The sequence below is a fragment of the Pseudomonas sp. GW821-FHT11G12 genome (assembly GCF_058808055.1).
In genome coordinates this window covers 292,643-309,455 of record NZ_JBXARH010000002.1, presented here as the reverse complement: position 1 = coordinate 309,455, position 16,813 = coordinate 292,643, and the positions used below count along the sequence as shown (strand labels likewise).

Genomic DNA, 16,813 nt, shown 5'->3' with positions numbered 1-16,813 from the left:
ATACAGACCATGACCGAAGCTGCTCTCGCCCCCGAATCCCCGCACGCTCCGTCTGTTATTCGGCTGCTGCTCAACAAGCTGGGCGTCGCCTACGAAGAAGTGCTCGACCACCACGGCCTCAACGCCTCGCGCAAAGTGCAGGCCGTGTTGCTGGACGACGCAGTCGGTGCGCTGATGGTGCTGTTTCCACAGAGCCAGTTGCTGGATCTCAACCGCCTCGCCGAGCTGACGGGCCGTCGCCTGACCGCCGTGTCCACCGAGCGCCTGGAAAAGATGCTCGGCAAACACAGCCTGAGCCTGCTGCCGGGCCTGCCAGCGCTGACCAGTTCGCCGTGCCTCTACGAAGAAAGCCTGCTGCGCGAGCCGAAGTTGCTGATCAACTCCGGCGAGCCGGGCCTGTTGCTGGAAATCGCCAGCGAAGACTTCAAGACCATGCTGACCAAGGCCAGCGCCGCCAACTTCGGCGAAGCCCTGAGCAGCATCCGCCCGAACCTCGACCGCCCGGACGATGACCGCGAGGAAATCACCCAGGCCGTGCAGGCGTTCACCGCGCGGCGCATCCAGCAACGTCTGGAAGCGACCATCGAGATTCCGCCGCTGGCCGAAACCGCACAAAAAATCATCAAGCTGCGCGTCGACCCGAACGCCACCATCGACGACATCACCGGCGTGGTCGAAACCGACCCGGCGCTGGCTGCGCAAGTGGTGAGCTGGGCGGCGTCGCCGTACTACGCTTCGCCGGGCAAGATCCGCTCGGTGGAAGACGCGATCGTCCGTGTGCTGGGCTTCGATCTGGTGATCAATCTGGCGCTGGGCCTGGCCCTCGGCAAGACCCTGAGCCTGCCCAAGGATCACCCGCAACACACCACGCCGTACTGGCAGCAGTCGATCTACACCGCCGCCGTCATCGAAGGCCTGACCCGCGCCATGCCGCGCGCCCAGCGCCCGGAAGCCGGCCTGACCTACCTCGCCGGCCTGCTGCACAACTTCGGCTACCTGTTGCTGGCCCACGTGTTCCCGCCGCACTTCTCGCTGATCTGCCGCCACCTGGAGGTCAACCCGCACCTGTGCCACAGCTACGTCGAGCAACACCTGTTGGGCATCAGCCGCGAACAGATCGGCTCCTGGCTGATGCGTTACTGGGACATGCCGGACGAACTGGCCACCGCCCTGCGCTTCCAACACGACCCGAACTACGACGGCGCCTACGCCGAATACCCGAACCTCGTCTGCCTGGCCGTGCGCCTGCTACGCGGTCGCGGGATCGGCTCCGGGCCGGATGAAGACATTCCGGATGCGCTGCTGGAGCGCGTTGGCCTGACTCGCGACAAGGCCAATGACGTCGTCAGCAAAGTACTGGAAGCCGAAGTCCTCCTGCGCGAACTGGCTTCGCAATTCAGCCAGGCCTGACTTACGCTCATAAAAAAGGCCCCACACTCAACCAAGTGTGGGGCCTTTTTTATTGCTTGGATCGTTCCTACGTCGAGGCGTCGAACCGTCTGCGTGGGAATGCAGCCCGTGACGCTCCGCGTCACCGCCTCACCTCAGACTCAAGCAGCCTTCGGCTTGGCCTTCCGCGGCTTCAAATACTTCATCAACCCCTGAAACCACATCACCAGTGCCGGGTTGCCCTTGAGCTGGATCGACTTGTCCTGAATCCCCTGCATGAACGCCAGCTGCTTGTTCTTCGCCTGCATCGTCGCAAACCCGAACGCCGCGTCTTTAAAGGCAATCGCAAACGCCGGCTCCGCCACCACCCCAGACTTGCTGGTAATGCGCTGATCCTTCACCACGAAATGCCGCGCCACTTTCCCGTCCAGAGTCTGTAGCTGAAACACTAGATCCTTGTCACCCAACTGCTGCTGGAACGCAGGATTTGTCCGACTGGCCTTACCCATCAACAGACCCAGCATCCACAGAAGAAAACGAAATTTCATGCGCACAGCCTCAAAAGGAAAATGAACGGCTGGGGGAGTGTAAGGGATTCGGACGGATTCGCCACTATCCAAGACTGATAGAAGACGATGCAGGTCTTTTCTCGCATGATGACTGCCAAGTCACGCCTTGAGCCTGATCGTTCCCACGCTCTGCGTGGGAATGCATCCCGTGACGCTCCGCGTCACACCATCCCCCGTCCTACACCTGAAGAAACACATTCCTGTAGGAGCTGCCGGAGGCGGCGATCTTTCGGTCCTCTACCCCGCAAATCCTTGGGAAATGTCCTTCAAACTGCGGTGCTGTCCATGAACTAGGCGAACTTGAGCATCATCGATAGCCTCTGTGTGTCACCGCAAAATCGGTGACTCGGACGTGCAAGTCCGATGGGGCACACAATCGCTTATGGCAATTCATCAGGCATTTTCCTATGCTCGCGGATCGTTATGGCGGCTGTGTGTGGGAGGCTTCCAAGCCTGCCGGATAGCTCCACCGGTCTTGCACACCTATGCACAGCTGCCACCACTTTCGAAGTGCGAGCGAAAACGGTGTCGGCTCCTAAAACATGGAGCAAGACCTAATGATCAAACCAACACCGAATCCCCCCGAAATTCCAGAAAACCCGGAAACCTCCCCCTACGAATCACCCGATTCGAAGAAGCTCCACGAAGCCGCCGAACGCGCCCTCGACCACCATTTCAAACCCACCGCCCCACGCCCAAAACGCCTCGGCGGCCTGTTCGCCCTCTGCCCCAATGCCGACGCCGAAGCCCTCATGGCCAACGCCTCCGAAGACCTCCTGTCCATCAGCGCCTTCGCCGCCAACCTGGCCGACGACCTCGACGGCCCCCGCCGCTCGATGGCACTGGGCCTGAGCAGAATGGCGGACGGGGTGCGCTTGATGGTGGAAGGCACGCTCGATCACATTGAGTTTCGAGATTACCAAGCAAAGCCGTAGTTGAATCGCGGGCGGAAAAAAGGGGACGTTAAGTCCCCTTTCCTAATCTTCGGCAGCAGCGACTAGCGAAAATCCTCTGCGCTTTTTGGTCGTGATTCCACCCCTTGGAGCGCCGCACGGTTTATGAAGGAATAACTTCCTGAGCCGCATCGCTGCCTGAATACAACTTTGTCCTCCTTGAGCACCGTCAGAAAACTCACGAAGGCCTGGCTAACGAGGTAGGTATAAGCACCGCTTTTGAATTTGATGATGTTCAGGTTCACGCTGCCTTCCGACGCATCTACAACAAAGAACTTTCCCTTGGGTGGCATAGCATTCTTCGGGTAGACCATCTCGATATTCCCCGGCACGCCGTAACGGTACTGAACAGAACCGGCCGTGGGCTTGCTGTTTCCCCGCGCACAAACAGAAACCGTCTTGCCGCCCTGCAGCGGGCAGCTGAAGTAAATGTCTTCGTCATCCGAGCACAACGTTCCATCCTGCCCGCCCTTCAACGGCGCCGTCTCCTGCGAAACGCGCTCCGGCTTTTTGGCGGCATCGGCACAATTGGACAGGCAAACCAGCTTCGAAAGATCCGGAACATCGCTTTCAGTGAACAGGTACGTCGCTGAACCCTCACGGTTGCGGGCGTGATAAACGGGAACACTGACGGCCAGCCCTTTGGCCGACACCGGCACCTTGGCATCCCCGCCCGAGACGACCCAGCCTTCGGCCTCTCCGCACAACGCCTCCAAAGCGACTTCACTGAACGAGTCTTTCGTTGGCACGACAAACGGCTTGGCATCACCTCGGCAGTCGTAGCCATGCCAGTAGGGCCCGGTGTTCATATCAATGTCGATCGAGAAAACATAAGCGCCGTCGAGCTCCACTTTGCCGCTGCCGTAGGTGAAAACCAGCCAGCGCCGCGTCTTCGACTGTGAGGAGTTTTCTTCCTCCAGGATGTAGCGCTCGCCATCGCGATACAGCCAGAAAACACTCCCCGCTCCGGCCGATACCGGCCTTTCGGAGAGACGCTGCCCGGACTTAGCATCCACCAGGAAATCGTCTCTCAGCGCCAGCGCACAGTCGCTATCGGCGTCCATACAAGACTCGAGTGACGGGAACATCGGCCCCGCCACCGCAGAGAAAGAACACAGCAATAACGCGATCAAACCTAATCTTTTCAACTTGCCACCTGTTTCAAAGTGAGTAATCCATCACTTCTTCCAGCCGCCAGCATTGCCCACGAACAAACCGATACTCGAAGACATAATCGGTATCCGGTTTCTGCAGGATGGCGACGGCGTGATCACCCTGCTCTTCCTTAACGGTCAACGTCAGGCCCTGGGCCTCTCGCTTCGCCAGATCCGGGATGATCGGGAACTTGAGCTGATCGCCGCTGAGGCTGCTTTTTTGCATCTCGGGCTCGGGATCACCGGCCATGGTCGTGACCATTTTCAGCGGCTGTTGGACGAAGGCTTTCTGCACGTCCGCGCGTTCAGAGAAGGCTGAGAGGAACGTTGAAAAGTTGGGTGAGGGGCAAGCAACACTGGTCACGTCATCGTCGGTCTTTAACGCTTTCTGGCGGATCTCCTTTTGCAGTTTCGAATCGGCAATGATCTTTGCATCAAGGTCTGCCAGACGCTTTTTGATACTCGCTGCATCCTTGTAGGCACACACGACATCGACGCCATGCTCAAGGTCTCGGCCGTCGCGACAGTTCTGCAATTCGGGGTCTGGTGGATCACCGCGGAAAAACCGCAAAGACAACTGTTCCCCCTGCTTGATGAGCGGCAATTCCAGCGTCCAATAGGTGTAGCCTTCAAAGTTACCGTATGACTCTTTTAGCTTCGTGAGCACGTACAGGGATTTCCCCGCTTGCTCAGGAAATTTGCGTTCAAAGAAAAACACCGACGCGATTTCATCACCCATGAGCGGCGCCACAAACGAGAGTTCCGGCTTCGTGGGACTCATCGTCGTGTAAAAAACCTCCCCACCGGGAACGTAGGCGCCTGTCGTCTGACCCTTGAGCGTGTTCTTCAAAAACAACACGGTGATCTTCTGCTCGCCCACTGATGCCACCACCGGCGGATGCATTTGCTTGATGGTTTGCAGGTCATCAGCTGCTGCCGGTTGTGCTGTAAAACCGATGATCGATACGAGCATGCACACACAACTTGAGAACCTGGTCACTTCCATTACTTCCTTGTTGATCGACAAATTGATCAATCTTCAAAAAACAGCGCGAGTGGCCTCACGATGATTCAGGTACGCCGCATTTCAGCTCTTTGATTTGCTCGTTCTGAATCGGAATTACACAGGCGAGGCGTTTTTCGCCGGTAGGACGAAGCTCTGTCAGACTAAGCGTCACGTGCAAACCGTCGTCCGCAAAGACGTGATCCTCAAACCCGGCATAGCTATAACCCGACCTGAACGACTTGCCGTCAAAACTGCAAAAGCGCCTGGACGACAACACCCTCCAATTGCCGTCCGGCGCAAGGATTTGCACATCGAGGCACGGACTACCAAACGCGGTGACATAACGAGCAACAACATCACCAAAGCGTTGAGAGGCAGAGTTGGAAACCTTGGCGACATCGACCACTTCACTCGGATCATCCGGCGCGACAGCGTCCAGATAAGCGGCTCGCTCCAGACTCATTCTGGCGATGCAGTTGTTGGTCAGCGTGGCATATGCCTTGGATCCGGTTTCAGTCTCTATGGCTTCGAGAGGGCATGTGGTGTCGCGCAACTTGATCCACGCGCGTTGCGAGTCTCTGGCCATGGCCATGTATGCCTTCGCTTGTTCAGGCTGACGCTTCCATTGAGACTCGAATCGAGTCATCAATAGTTTGTAGCTGGCATTGAGTTTTGCATCGGCACTCTTGCGGTCGGCTTCCACGCATTGGTCGTATTGCCAGCTCACTGTGATGACTTTGCAGTTGTCCTCAGCGAGCGCGATTGAAGCGGACAGCAGGCCTAAGGACAACGCGATAAAGCGCACAAACATGTTCAATGTTTCATTCCCTGAATGACGGATCGCTCAACTGCGCGTTGAGGTATTTTCTGCGCCTTGCCGTCGGCGCTCATCGCGTCGCGGTACTGGCTGTAATAGCGCTGCGCTTCGTCTTTGCGATCAAGGCGCCAGAGTGAATCGGCGATGTTCAACATCAGCACTGTGCGTTTGCCGACGGCCTCAACGCCGCGATAGAACTTCAGCGCCAGCTCATCTTTGCCGCCCTCGGCCAGGTAAAAGCCCAAGTCGTTATAGGCCTGAACATTTTGCGCCGGGGCATGACACGCCATGTAGGACTCCGGACTTAAATAGACCAGGCCCCATTCGATGGACTCTGCGCGAGACTGCGCCAGTTCGTTACTTGTGACATGTTTCAGCAAGTCCTTTGGAGACCTCGTCTCCAGGGCGGGAGTGAGCACATCGCCGTCTTCGGTAACCCATTGATTGCCCTTCCACTGCCCGACACAAAAAGTGGCCGAACGATCAGCCAACACGCAACCAGTCTCCATTGAGATAACCGTGCAATGCTGTTGCGACACCAACTTTTCTTCACCATTTTCGTCCGACAACATGCCGAATATCACTGGGTCGAGCAGCAAGGTTTTCTTGTCAGGACTGAGCATATTGGAGTGCCCATCGGCGCCAATATCGGCGCCAAAGAGCGGGAAGGTTTTGCCATTGGCGGTGAACCATGCGGTCGCCGAATCCACACCGGGCATCGTCCATTCTGTAGCCCGAAACGACACCGTGTGCCCGTCGACACCGACTATCGGCGGGTCCTCGGCAAAGGCGCTCATAGCGCTGCACAGACTGCCGATCATCAATACCCGCTTAAGGCTGCCCATAGTCGATCCTTTTAACCGAGGGACTTTCCGACTGCAGCTGCCTCTTGGTCACGCCATAAGCCTTGATCAGTTCTTCCCAGGACCCCTTCGAACCAAATGAGCGCTGATTATTATCGAAGCTGTATTGCTCCAATCGCCCCACTGTCGAGTAATACCCGTGCCATTCAGGACAGGCACCGCAACCGCCGTAGCCACCTATCGAAACAAGACTGCCCTTGGTTCCTTTCACACAATCCATCGCCACGACAACGTTACTCAGCATCTTCGCTTTCTTACCGTCAGACGTGAGCTGTGAAACCTTGTCGATGTTGCGGCGCAAGACTTTGCCGCCGATGTTGATCGTCTGGTCGGAGCAAACCGGGATGAGGTGGGTTTCCGCGTCATCCACCGTCACGGATCGGCAGGACGACACCATCACCACTTCAACGCCGCCACATTGCATGACATCGCGCTGGGTGTAGGCGTCCTTGGGAGCGGCGAAAGCTGGAAACGAGAGCAACAGCGAAAGGCTGCCCGCGAGTAGTCGGCTCATCCACTCATTCCTCATCAATTGACGGCGATTCCACGTCGGTCATGCCAAGCAGCCGGAACTCATTGTTTACGAATTCGTAGTACCGATCCCGGTTACGGTTTTCCAGGCGTTTTCCCTGGGTGTCTTCTTCACCATCGAGCGTGACGCCGGAAATGATGATCAAGCGACTATCGGGCAAATACGTCGTGTCGAAAGTGCTGCCGTCATAGGCATTCGGAAGACCGCCAACGACATCACCGGTCTGGGCGTCCAGCACTTCGCCACAAATGGCGCCGCCGCCACAGCCGAACCTGTACAGGATGTAATGGCCGGCGAAGTTGACCTTGCCTTGCAGGGCCTTCGCCCGGGTGCCGTCCATGACCGGGTTGCTTTGTTCCTGCTGCACCGGTTCATGGTTGGGGCCGCTGAAAACGGGGGTGACGGCGTAATCCTTGAAGTCGGGATCGGCGGCGAATGCCATGGAAGAGGCAGCTGATAGCAAGCTGCCGAGAACAATCGAAAATCCTTTCAAGTACTAACTCCATAACTGCAGTGGGAAACCGTTGGCTTACTCGGACTGACCTTCATAACGCTGTGTCTGCGGGTTGAATTGCCATAGATGACGCCGAGTTAACGCGTCTTTTCCCATGTAACTGATCTGGTCGCGCTTATCCCTGACGTAGGAATAGATTGCGATGTCTTTGAAGTCTCCGCCGTTCTTGGGCGGACCATCCAAGACCTTCACTCTGGCGAAATAATCTCCACCGACATGCTTCAAGTAACCATGGCACTGGATCAGGAAGGCGAAGGTTGAGTCACCCGCTGATCCGCGACTTGAGTAGGAGGTGAAAATGAAGTCTTCCTGACCGTCGTCATTGAGATCACCGCGGTACACAACCTTGCCGTACTCCACAGAAAATTGGTCCTTGTGGAGGCCGGAAAGTATGTCGTCAGGCTTGTTATCTCGACTCTCTGACCACTGAGAGAGAAAGTGCTTGGTATCAGACTCGGAATTGCACACATCCATCGCCATGCTCGCCATCGGCAACCAGGCCATACACATCAACGACAGTCGCTTCACTTCACATCCTTCGAATTCATCAATTCCAGCTCACCATCCCGATACAACACTTCGCACCCGATCCACGCCAGATCCACCTGCGGCATCACCGCCGAAGGCTTGCGCAGTTCCCGCAACAACGTCGAACCATGCGACAACCGTCCACCCATCCGCGCAATCACCGCCCGCGCGGCCTGATAGTGCGCGTGACGCCCGGGATCGAGGGTGTCTTCCAGCAAGATGTCGGCGCCAAGAATGCCCCTCACCTGCCCCGGGTAAATCATGAACCCGGTGGCCTGTTCGGCACCTTCGCGGCCGTCCTGCCAGAAGCTGCCGTCGCGCGTGCGGATGTCCGGGTGCGGCGCAAACCAGTGATCGCGATCCGCCAGAGGCATGGCGTGATGCAGGCGAAAGAAGATGCGCATCAGGTTGTCCCGATACCACTCGCGCACTTGCAGGTAGTAACCACGCAGGCCCGGCAGGCCGGTCGAATGAGCGAGCCGGATCAGCCCTGACCATTGCGGGAACGCCTGTAATGGCAACGCGCTCGACGCAGGTCGAGGTGTGGCCGGATCGGTCTCCCACGGCAGTCGATGGGGGCTGTTTTCCAGGTTGTCGTAAGCGGTGGGTGGTCGGCCCAGCCAGTCCCCGCCGCTGCTGGCCAGCGCCGTGGCGATGCACAGATTGCCCTGCACCACGAACACATAAAACCGGGTGAACCAGTCGGCCAGTTGCTGACCGTCAGCACCCTGGGCGACGAGGTCGGTCAGCTCCCGGTCGAAACGCTGCAAGCCATGCTCAAGGCTCAGCAAATGCCCGCGAGCGATACGCTGCATGCGCAAAAACAACGGCAGCGAACGCATCATCCGCAGCGGTCGCCACGGCAGATGCGGGGTCGCACCGCCGACTTCACCGGCATAGTTGCTGGCGCTGATGCCCCAGTCGGCCAACCGTGCGAGAAACAGGTCGTTGTTGATGTAGGACGCGCCGCCAAATACCGCCGTGAACGGCTCGTTGTCCTGCAACACCCGCGCATCCCAACGGGCCATGATCGCCGGAATGCTCGCGGCGGCCCGGCGCTGGGCGTACTCCACCAGCACGCTGGGTTGCAGTGGCAGGATCTCGGCGATGTTGGCGGCCGTCAGGTGCCGGCGCCAGCCGTAGTCGCTGATCGGCCGGTATTGCAGCAGCCACAGTTGCGTACCGTCCCAGGCCCATTCGACATCGCCGGGCACATAGTGAAACACCCGCAAGACATCCTGGAGAAAGCGCCACAGCACGTCTTCGGTCAAACCGTGGGCGGCCGTGAATGTTCCGCTGCGCCAGGCATCGCCGAGCCGCGAGAGCGTCGCCCGCTCCGGGCTGATCTGGCCGTCGGCAAGGGACTCAAGATGACCTTCAACCCACTCGAGTTCCACCGACAGATGACGCACAAACGCGATGCCCGACACCTGCGGCGTGATGAAGCGCTGCACCACCACTTCCTCGACACCTTCGGCAGTCAGCTCGACGATGCGCGCCGGCACGATGGCGGCCGGCTCGCGCAGATAGGTCGTGCTCAAACCGGCATTCGCCGAGTCGGCCTGATCTTCGCCGTAACTGGAGGAACGTACCGCCCAGGTCGCCTGTGGTTGGCTGGCGAGGAAGGTCGGTAGTCGCGGGTCGTTGCAATCGTTGAGAGTCAGCGCCGTCGGCACCGGTTGCCGGGCCAGTTCCGCCAGACGCAAACGCCCGCCCTTGGTGTGCGCGACAAACCCGCGTTCGCCCGACTCCAGCCACTGCGCAAACTGCGCGGGCGCGTCGATCCATGGGTAATGGCCCCAACCGGGTTTGAGGCTGATGGTCAGGTCTGCGCGCGCAAGAATTGCCGACCATGCCGCCGCTTGTTCGATGCCAAGCACCTTGTCCTGATCGCCCCAGACCAACTCGACCGGGTCGGTGATCCACTCCAGCAAGGGCAGCGCGGTGTCGGCACGGATCAGATCCCAGTGCGGCACAAACGCACGGCAGCGCGCATAACCGGCGCCCATGCGCTGGTACTGCGCGGGCGTCCAGGTCTGGTTGGAAAACTTGCGGGCGAACAGCGTGGGTTTGTTCGACAGCAGCCAGTGAATGGACTTGCGGATCGGCAGCGGTGACATCAGCGCCGGCAATCGGCGCTGCCACAAAAAGGCGCCCACCGGCGCCAGCAACACACTGCGAGAAAAGTGCCCGGGCCGACGTTGCAGTGCATGCAGCACCAGCAACGCGTTGACCCCGACGGCCATGATCGCGCTGCCCTTTTGCGTCATCGCCAACAAGGTCTGGGCGTAAGCCGCCAGATCCTCGCAGGGCGGCTGCGGGTTGGCGCCGAAGCCCGGCAGCTCCAGCGGCACCACGTCGTAACGCTGAAAATGCGGCAGCGCATCATCCCACCAATCGGCGGCGCTGCCGTTGCCGGCCAGCAGGTACATCAGAGACTTGCTCATGGGCGATCCTCAGGCCAGATCGCGCAGCGCGGCGTCGAGGGTCGGATAGCGGAACGTGTAGCCCGCCTCACTCAAACGCTGCGGCACTACGCGTTGACCGTCGAAAAACAGCTGAGCCATTTCCCCGGCCAACGCACGCACTGGCGCTGCAGGAATGTGGAACCACACCGGACGCTTGAGGACCTTGCCAACATTCTCGGCGAACGCTGCCTGACTGACGGTTTCGGGCGCGACCATGTTGTAGGTGCCACGCAAATTTTCATCGTGGAAAGATCGAGCGATCACCTGAATCACATCGTCGCGGTGCACCCAGCTCATGATCTGCTGACCATCGCCCATGCGCCCGCCGAAGCCCAGGCGAAACGGAATCAGCAATGGCAACAACGCACCGCCCGGCCCAAACACCACACCGAGGCGCAGCACCACCTGACGCACGCCAAACTGCGTCGCGGGTTGCGCCGAAGCCTCCCAACGCGCACAGAGCTCGGCCATGAAACCGTCGCCCTTGCTGGCCTGTTCATCGAGGTTTTCGCTGGCATCACGCACACCGTAAAAACCGATGGCCGAGGCCTGAATCCATAGCGCGGGTTTATGGCTCGTGTGCTTCAGCCAGGTCATCAAGGCTTCGGTGGTATCGACCCGACTGGCGAGTAGTTGCGCCTGCCGTTTGGGGCTCCAGCGTGGACCGGCGACCGGTGCGCCGGCGAGGTTGATCACCACGTCGAAGGGTTCGTCGCAGCCGAGTTCGCTCAACGACCGCACACAGCGAACGCGACCATCGAACAGGTTCGCTGCTTTCAACGGATCCCGCGCCAACACACTGACCGTGTGGCCGGCGTCGAGTAACTGATTGACCACGGCTTCACCGATAAACCCGGTGCCCCCGGTGATCAGCACGCGCTTGTAGGCCCCGCCGACAAAGGGGTTGGACTTGCTTACGGTTCTTTCTGGCGGGGACGACCGACGATCATGGCGCAGCAACCAGATCAGCGGCGGCAACAGCACCAGCAGCGCAAAACCGTCTAGCCACAGATGCGACCAGACTTGCTGTTGCGCCGAAAGCCACATGTCCTGCGGCGCCCATAACAGCACGCCCGCCATCAACCATCCCCAAATTGCGGGAGCTCTAAGACGGTTGCCGAGATGCACCAACGCGAGCATGTACAGCGAATAACTTTGCAGCGTCGCGCCGAACAGTGCGAGCCACCACACCTGCTGCTCGTGGCCGGCAGCAGGAACCGCATCGGCGCCCCAGAACGCGAGTTCGAGGGTGTGCAAATAGCCGTCGAGTAATCCGGAATGACCGGCCCAAGTCAGCGTGAGACCGGCGAGCACATGCACGATCGCGGCGGCATACAGCCACAGCACCATCGCGGGGCGAAGAGAGAAAGAGGGGGCTGGCATTCCGTGTCCTGAGCGCGTTCCTTGAGGGCGGGGAGTTTAAAGGAAAATGGGGGGTGTCAGATGCACAAGCGTTAAGCGTTTACCTTGACGGGCTCAGGCTCAGCGCTTGTGAAAGCGCGTCACACATGACTGCGACCCGTTCATTCCCCAGTAAGTGCTGAGTAATACTTTGCGTTTCTTGTCGACACGGAGGTTGACGAAACCATCGCCACAATCCGGCTGCACTTCCTCGAAGTCAGCGGTTTTCGGCCGGTAGATGAAAATACGGTGGATGGTGTAGGTGCCCATGCCGTCGTCGATCTGCCAGACCGAAAAATCTTTCATGCCATCGAAGTTGAAATCGTCGATAGCGACGTGCAGGGATTTTTCAGCGGAAAAGTCGATGGTTCGCGACTCGCGAGCATCGACTTGAACCGTCACTTTCGGCCCGCTCACTTCCAACATCACTTCAACGTTTTTAACAGGGCTGAACGATGTTGCCTCTGCCTCCGCCCCCGCCGACGCCGATTCCAACAACCCGAACAGCGCCAGACCCAAGCTCACTCGACTCATTGATCGCCCTGCTCCCACTTGCAACCACCGTCTAGAGAAACATCGACATTGGGGTCAAGCAGGAAACTGTATTCCTTGTCGTTGGACTTCTTGGTGTAAACCATCGAAACGCTCATCGCTGCCTGGGTGACCCACTCATAGGTTCCCGTGACCTTACCGTCGACAATCTCGGACCAGGTACGGGTATTTTGCGTGGGTGCGTCCGGGGCAAGTATTTCTTCCTGATGATCCGTCAGTACGATGGAAATCGGCGTTTTCGACTTGGCGTATTTGACGAAACCACCCGACCAATTGCTGTCATGATCGTAGAAGGTTCTGAGTTCGAACTTGATCGAGTGGGCGTCATCGAAGCAGTAGTTTTCGGAGGTGACCTCGCTGTGAGCAGTCAGGGGGAGGAAAACCGTGAGTAACGGGAGTAGCTTTCTCATCTTGAATCCGTTCAGAAGAAATGACGCGCCTTGGCACTAGTCACAGCGACTGGAAAAAAGAAGCGGGGCAGATCTATTTATCGAGCTCCGCTAGGGCTGAAACCACCAAACTCGAAAAATCCGGCCTGCTCATTTTTTACAAAACACTAAATAAATCCGTCCCCTTTTCTGTCCCCTTTTCTCAGTCCCCTTTTCTCACTGCGGGTAGCGAAAGGGAATAACGCCAAAAAACCAAGACATGACTTGTTAATATTTATCGAAACTCGTTAACCACAAAAAACTTATCAAGTAGCAATGCAGTATTGTTATCAACGAGCGGACAGACTTATTTACGCAGCAAAAAGAGGGCCGAATATATTTAAATAAAACCAATAAACCCGTCCCTTTTCACTCTAATAAATAGGCATCTGGAATCGCATCCGCGCAAGGCATCTCACGCTATCTTCGCCAAACAGTTTTTCTGTCAAAGCACAATTTTTTTGCGCATAATCCTGCCACTCCGGGCCAAAATCCATCGTTCCTCCGACATAATCAACTGCTTTGGCATAGTCCATAGCTGTAGTCTTTTCGTTTACGAGGGACACCGCTTTGTAGAATCCATCTCCAATGACTCCCGTCCGTAGGTAGATTAATTCACTCACCCGAAAACTGGTAAATTGTTTAATACATGAAAGTTTTTCAATCGCGGCCTCTTGACCTGCAGAGCCGTTTTCGCCATCAGCAGCGCAATAGTTTTCCTTTAACTTTATCCAAATTTTTTGCGAAGTTTGCAACTCCTGTTTCAGCGGAGCATCAATACTAGACATCAAACTCTTATATTGCTCATTAAGCACCTTATCAATTTTTTCATAGGCGGCTTTAGAACAGTTGGCAATATCCAAATTCGAAACACTTACCGCTCCGCAAGGAGTGCTTGCTGAAACATACCCTACTAAGCCAAAGAACAGGGCAAAAGTAAAAACAACTCTCCTGCAAACTATTTCCAGCAATTGCATTTTAATGCCTCCTCAAAGAAAACAGCTTCTTTTTCGCGTCTAGTAGCGACACCAGTTGTATTGGGATCGTTCTCCCATAACCTTTTCATCCCACGAAGACGCGAAGGCACTAACTCAGGCTGATCATTATCAAAATCTTCCTTCATCTGCCTCATTTCTAATCGACTTGCATGCTTAGCCGGAGTATTTCCGCTCAGAGCATTGCCTCTATTAATAACCAAAGAAAGTAGCACGCCTTGACAATCAGGATGTAGGTTTACTACTTTTGGATACACATTGACAACTTGTTGAGCATACCGCGCCTTCATAATAGTAACCAACTTAAGCGCATTTTCTTTACTTATTGAAATTGAGCTCACATTATGTACAAAATCTCTAGCTTGCTGACCTTTCTTACCCAGTGCGCCTTTTAAGCGCTCGATTTCTTCAGCCGTATAAAGATCTCTCAGCTCTGCATCCACTGCGGCGGCAGTTTGTTGACCCAGGTCATAACCATACCCAATTGTCACCCCGCTATTATCATCAGCAAGCGCGTATGGATATTGCGCATACTCTTCACTAACCAAAAGAAACTCGAACAGCTTCCTCGAAATAACATACGGCCCGACCGTTGTATTGAAAGTATAAGTTTCTGCCTTACATTTTTCGGGACACCCTGATAAAAACCCACTTAACAAACCTATTGGATGGATGTGCTGAATATTTGCATCTCCAGTTATCCCATATTTTCCAATAAGTTTCTCCCACCAACTTAATTTCTCAATTCTCGACTTTTCCTCAACCCAGTTTTTGTGAGGGTCTGAGTCAGTGTGACCCATTAATTCGTCCAAGGCGTCCCACGATTCTTTTTTATAGAACCATTCGTTCTCATAACGCGTTACCATTTGTGAGATTGGTTGTGAAAACCACGGCTTCCGCAATGCTTCTTTTATTTCTAAGGGCGTAATTTTTTTATCGCCATTTTTATCTAATATTTTGAGAAGCTCTTGCTTTGTAGAACCTTCCTCAGCACTACCGACGTTTGGAAGATAAGCAGCTCGCTCCTGCTCACTAAGACTTTCTTGTGCGTGAAGTAACTCAGCCAAATGCTTAACATTACTATCGCTCTCTTCAATGAAGCGAAATCCTTCCCACTCAAAAGGTGAGTGACGCGACAAAGTGATATCGGGTTCCGCAAACCAACCACTAATTTCATTCCCGTCGGCATCACAGAGCAAACCATCCAGACGCCACCAAAGCGTGTAGGTGGTAGTTCCATTCATAATGACTGGAGCCTTGATTTTTTTCTCTGCTGGTAACGCTTCAAGCGTGCTGACAGGGATCAAAAATTCGCGACCAACCTCCGTGTGTGTGTCTGTCACCTTAGGCGGGTGCGCTGCGCTCATCCCTTGTGCGTGAGTGACCAACACAGTGCCTACAGGTATTTTTACCAATGTTTTTTCGGCAGCTGGCAAACCTGAAGCTTTCTCCTTACTCAAAACGGTGAACGCTTTTACGTCTTCGCAACTAAAAACCTCTAAGTGAAGCAAATTTTTGGGGACAGGATCTGAATGGTTCTGATATTTCCCTACGTGACCAATCAAACTCCCGGCTTTTATAGGAATCGGGTTGGTTAACACATGAACTGCATCTTTTTCTGCTGGTTCACTTTTCGTTTCAAGTAGTCCTTCCCAAACATATCCGAGCACGTCAGTTGCGGCCAATGGAGGGACGGAGTTACCACTCACAATTTGCAAAAGCTTCTGATATTTCCCACGCGCCCCGTCATTACCGATTTTTACCTGAGTACCTTTAGGCAAAATTGCTAGTGTCTCGCTTGATACGCTGGCGGAAGCATGGACTGCCAGTCCTTTCTGTGGCGGTATCATTGGGTCTTTTGCAGCAGTACCAATGATATAGCTATTGGGTGTTGCACCCTCAGTCATCTCTTTTTTGTAAGCCCAGCCGGTGCCCACGGGAAGGCTTGCGTGCGCAGGAGTGACATTCATCACCTTGAGCCAACCGTTTTGTTCCTCGCCAGTTTCAACCAAAGTGCCGCGAGGCAGAACTGCCAAAATCGTGTCATAACCAGGTTTACCACGACGATCCTGCCGAACCCTAAGTCCAAGCATATCGTCTTTAACTGTGGTCATTACCTGCCAAGTACCGCCACCCCAAAAAGTTGGTCTACTAAGGGCAGATGTTTTTTCATAGGTGTCCCAGTGCAGCAAGTGCATATATAAACTGAAGAAAGTCAGACTGGGGCTCGTAGCTGCTGAAGCTGGCGGCCCTCCTGCCGCGGGAGCAGGCGCTGAAGGAGCTGGTGCCTCCAAACGGTGTTTAACCAAGACAAAACCCGTCGAAAACTGGGACTCAGTCGTACCGAAGAATGATTTTGGGTAAGTAGTATCAATACGATAAGCGACCACCTCACCATCAGCGATACACCTTACCTCAGTAAGGTCATTCACTAACCCTGAATCCTCATCGAAATGAACACCGCCATGCCAAAGACCATTGGCTCCCAATGGGTAGTAACCATCTTGTGCTTTAGCTAAGGCTTTGTAGAACTGCTGCGGATCGGTCGCTTCGGCTGTCCCTACTTTCAGGGGATACGACCATTTTTGAACTTTGTTCGTTGTCTCTGTCATTACCAATTACCTGAATTCTGATCCCTGGTGAC

General features: G+C 55.7%; 16 protein-coding genes. 2 read left to right on the top strand and 14 right to left on the bottom strand.

What is annotated here, in order from left to right; genetic code table 11:
* The first annotated feature begins 9 nt into the window (after positions 1–9).
* Positions 10–1,410 carry an aminoacyl-tRNA deacylase and HDOD domain-containing protein gene (locus AC1RR7_RS09095; RefSeq protein WP_085708861.1) on the top strand — a complete coding sequence of 467 codons (1,401 nt, stop codon included), beginning with the start codon at positions 10–12 and terminating at the stop codon, positions 1,408–1,410.
* A 140-nt stretch (positions 1,411–1,550) separates the two neighbouring features.
* Here AC1RR7_RS09095 and AC1RR7_RS09090 read toward each other — a convergent pair whose 3' ends face one another.
* Complete coding sequence (locus AC1RR7_RS09090) at positions 1,551–1,937, bottom strand: SCP2 sterol-binding domain-containing protein (protein ID WP_011336568.1); 387 nt, start codon at positions 1,935–1,937, stop codon at positions 1,551–1,553.
* Between the two features lie 578 nt (positions 1,938–2,515).
* Between AC1RR7_RS09090 and AC1RR7_RS09085 the strand changes: the two genes are divergently transcribed.
* On the top strand, positions 2,516–2,893 hold the full coding sequence (locus tag AC1RR7_RS09085) for a DUF6124 family protein (RefSeq protein ID WP_273537420.1): 378 nt from the start codon (positions 2,516–2,518) through the stop codon (positions 2,891–2,893).
* A 62-nt stretch (positions 2,894–2,955) separates the two neighbouring features.
* On the opposite strand, the gene AC1RR7_RS09080 is transcribed toward AC1RR7_RS09085, so the two are convergent.
* From AC1RR7_RS09080 to AC1RR7_RS09020, 13 genes are all read right to left on the bottom strand, one after another.
* Positions 2,956–3,975 (bottom strand): hypothetical protein, encoded by a 1,020-nt coding sequence (locus AC1RR7_RS09080; protein ID WP_493157172.1) that lies wholly within the window; start codon positions 3,973–3,975, stop codon positions 2,956–2,958.
* Between the two features lie 97 nt (positions 3,976–4,072).
* Positions 4,073–5,038 (bottom strand): hypothetical protein, encoded by a 966-nt coding sequence (locus AC1RR7_RS09075; protein ID WP_256580564.1) that lies wholly within the window; start codon positions 5,036–5,038, stop codon positions 4,073–4,075.
* An 88-nt stretch (positions 5,039–5,126) separates the two neighbouring features.
* Positions 5,127–5,882 carry a lysozyme inhibitor LprI family protein gene (locus tag AC1RR7_RS09070; RefSeq protein ID WP_102620701.1) on the bottom strand — a complete coding sequence of 252 codons (756 nt, stop codon included), beginning with the start codon at positions 5,880–5,882 and terminating at the stop codon, positions 5,127–5,129.
* Between the two features lie 2 nt (positions 5,883–5,884).
* Positions 5,885–6,733 carry a tetratricopeptide repeat protein gene (locus tag AC1RR7_RS09065; protein ID WP_102620700.1) on the bottom strand — a complete coding sequence of 283 codons (849 nt, stop codon included), beginning with the start codon at positions 6,731–6,733 and terminating at the stop codon, positions 5,885–5,887.
* Positions 6,720–7,265 carry a hypothetical protein gene (locus AC1RR7_RS09060; RefSeq protein WP_102620699.1) on the bottom strand — a complete coding sequence of 182 codons (546 nt, stop codon included), beginning with the start codon at positions 7,263–7,265 and terminating at the stop codon, positions 6,720–6,722. The genes AC1RR7_RS09065 and AC1RR7_RS09060 overlap by 14 nt, the downstream gene beginning before the upstream one ends.
* Positions 7,266–7,269: 4 nt before the next feature.
* Entirely contained in the window at positions 7,270–7,725 is a 456-nt protein-coding gene (locus AC1RR7_RS09055; protein ID WP_102620698.1) for a hypothetical protein, read from the bottom strand.
* 87 nt (positions 7,726–7,812) lie between these two features.
* On the bottom strand, positions 7,813–8,325 hold the full coding sequence (locus tag AC1RR7_RS09050) for a hypothetical protein (RefSeq protein WP_256580563.1): 513 nt from the start codon (positions 8,323–8,325) through the stop codon (positions 7,813–7,815).
* On the bottom strand, positions 8,322–10,772 hold the full coding sequence (locus tag AC1RR7_RS09045; protein WP_102620697.1) for an alpha/beta fold hydrolase: 2,451 nt from the start codon (positions 10,770–10,772) through the stop codon (positions 8,322–8,324). The genes AC1RR7_RS09050 and AC1RR7_RS09045 overlap by 4 nt, the downstream gene beginning before the upstream one ends.
* Before the next feature lie 9 nt (positions 10,773–10,781).
* Positions 10,782–12,176 carry a TIGR01777 family oxidoreductase gene (locus AC1RR7_RS09040; RefSeq protein WP_102620696.1) on the bottom strand — a complete coding sequence of 465 codons (1,395 nt, stop codon included), beginning with the start codon at positions 12,174–12,176 and terminating at the stop codon, positions 10,782–10,784.
* 99 nt (positions 12,177–12,275) lie between these two features.
* Positions 12,276–12,719, bottom strand: a complete 444-nt coding sequence (locus AC1RR7_RS09035) for an XAC2610-related protein (RefSeq protein WP_493157169.1) — start codon at positions 12,717–12,719, stop codon at positions 12,276–12,278.
* A gap of 5 nt (positions 12,720–12,724) precedes the next feature.
* Complete coding sequence (locus tag AC1RR7_RS09030; RefSeq protein WP_493157168.1) at positions 12,725–13,156, bottom strand: hypothetical protein; 432 nt, start codon at positions 13,154–13,156, stop codon at positions 12,725–12,727.
* Positions 13,157–13,548: 392 nt separating this feature from the next.
* Positions 13,549–14,151: a lysozyme inhibitor LprI family protein gene (locus AC1RR7_RS09025; protein ID WP_493157166.1), complete on the bottom strand. Its 603-nt coding sequence runs from the start codon at positions 14,149–14,151 to the stop codon at positions 13,549–13,551.
* Positions 14,133–16,781 carry a pesticin C-terminus-like muramidase gene (locus tag AC1RR7_RS09020; RefSeq protein ID WP_493157164.1) on the bottom strand — a complete coding sequence of 883 codons (2,649 nt, stop codon included), beginning with the start codon at positions 16,779–16,781 and terminating at the stop codon, positions 14,133–14,135. Before AC1RR7_RS09020 ends, AC1RR7_RS09025 begins: the two co-directional genes overlap by 19 nt.
* Between the last annotated feature and the right edge of the window lie 32 nt (positions 16,782–16,813).

What these genes read in the sequence shown, in the direction of transcription:
- AC1RR7_RS09060 (WP_102620699.1), bottom strand. Translation starts at nt 7,265, where the DNA reads ATGAGCCGACTACTCGCGGGCAGCCTTTCGCTGTTGCTCTCGTTTCCA.
- AC1RR7_RS09080 (WP_493157172.1), bottom strand. Translation starts at nt 3,975, where the DNA reads ATGGACGCCGATAGCGACTGTGCGCTGGCGCTGAGAGACGATTTCCTG.
- AC1RR7_RS09040 (WP_102620696.1), bottom strand. Translation starts at nt 12,176, where the DNA reads ATGCCAGCCCCCTCTTTCTCTCTTCGCCCCGCGATGGTGCTGTGGCTG.
- AC1RR7_RS09075 (WP_256580564.1), bottom strand. Translation starts at nt 5,038, where the DNA reads ATGCTCGTATCGATCATCGGTTTTACAGCACAACCGGCAGCAGCTGAT.
- AC1RR7_RS09090 (WP_011336568.1), bottom strand. Translation starts at nt 1,937, where the DNA reads ATGAAATTTCGTTTTCTTCTGTGGATGCTGGGTCTGTTGATGGGTAAG.
- AC1RR7_RS09020 (WP_493157164.1), bottom strand. Translation starts at nt 16,781, where the DNA reads ATGACAGAGACAACGAACAAAGTTCAAAAATGGTCGTATCCCCTGAAA.
- AC1RR7_RS09095 (WP_085708861.1), top strand. Translation starts at nt 10, where the DNA reads ATGACCGAAGCTGCTCTCGCCCCCGAATCCCCGCACGCTCCGTCTGTT.
- AC1RR7_RS09045 (WP_102620697.1), bottom strand. Translation starts at nt 10,772, where the DNA reads ATGAGCAAGTCTCTGATGTACCTGCTGGCCGGCAACGGCAGCGCCGCC.
- AC1RR7_RS09065 (WP_102620700.1), bottom strand. Translation starts at nt 6,733, where the DNA reads ATGGGCAGCCTTAAGCGGGTATTGATGATCGGCAGTCTGTGCAGCGCT.
- AC1RR7_RS09070 (WP_102620701.1), bottom strand. Translation starts at nt 5,882, where the DNA reads ATGTTTGTGCGCTTTATCGCGTTGTCCTTAGGCCTGCTGTCCGCTTCA.
- AC1RR7_RS09055 (WP_102620698.1), bottom strand. Translation starts at nt 7,725, where the DNA reads ATGGCATTCGCCGCCGATCCCGACTTCAAGGATTACGCCGTCACCCCC.
- AC1RR7_RS09030 (WP_493157168.1), bottom strand. Translation starts at nt 13,156, where the DNA reads ATGAGAAAGCTACTCCCGTTACTCACGGTTTTCCTCCCCCTGACTGCT.
- AC1RR7_RS09025 (WP_493157166.1), bottom strand. Translation starts at nt 14,151, where the DNA reads ATGCAATTGCTGGAAATAGTTTGCAGGAGAGTTGTTTTTACTTTTGCC.
- AC1RR7_RS09085 (WP_273537420.1), top strand. Translation starts at nt 2,516, where the DNA reads ATGATCAAACCAACACCGAATCCCCCCGAAATTCCAGAAAACCCGGAA.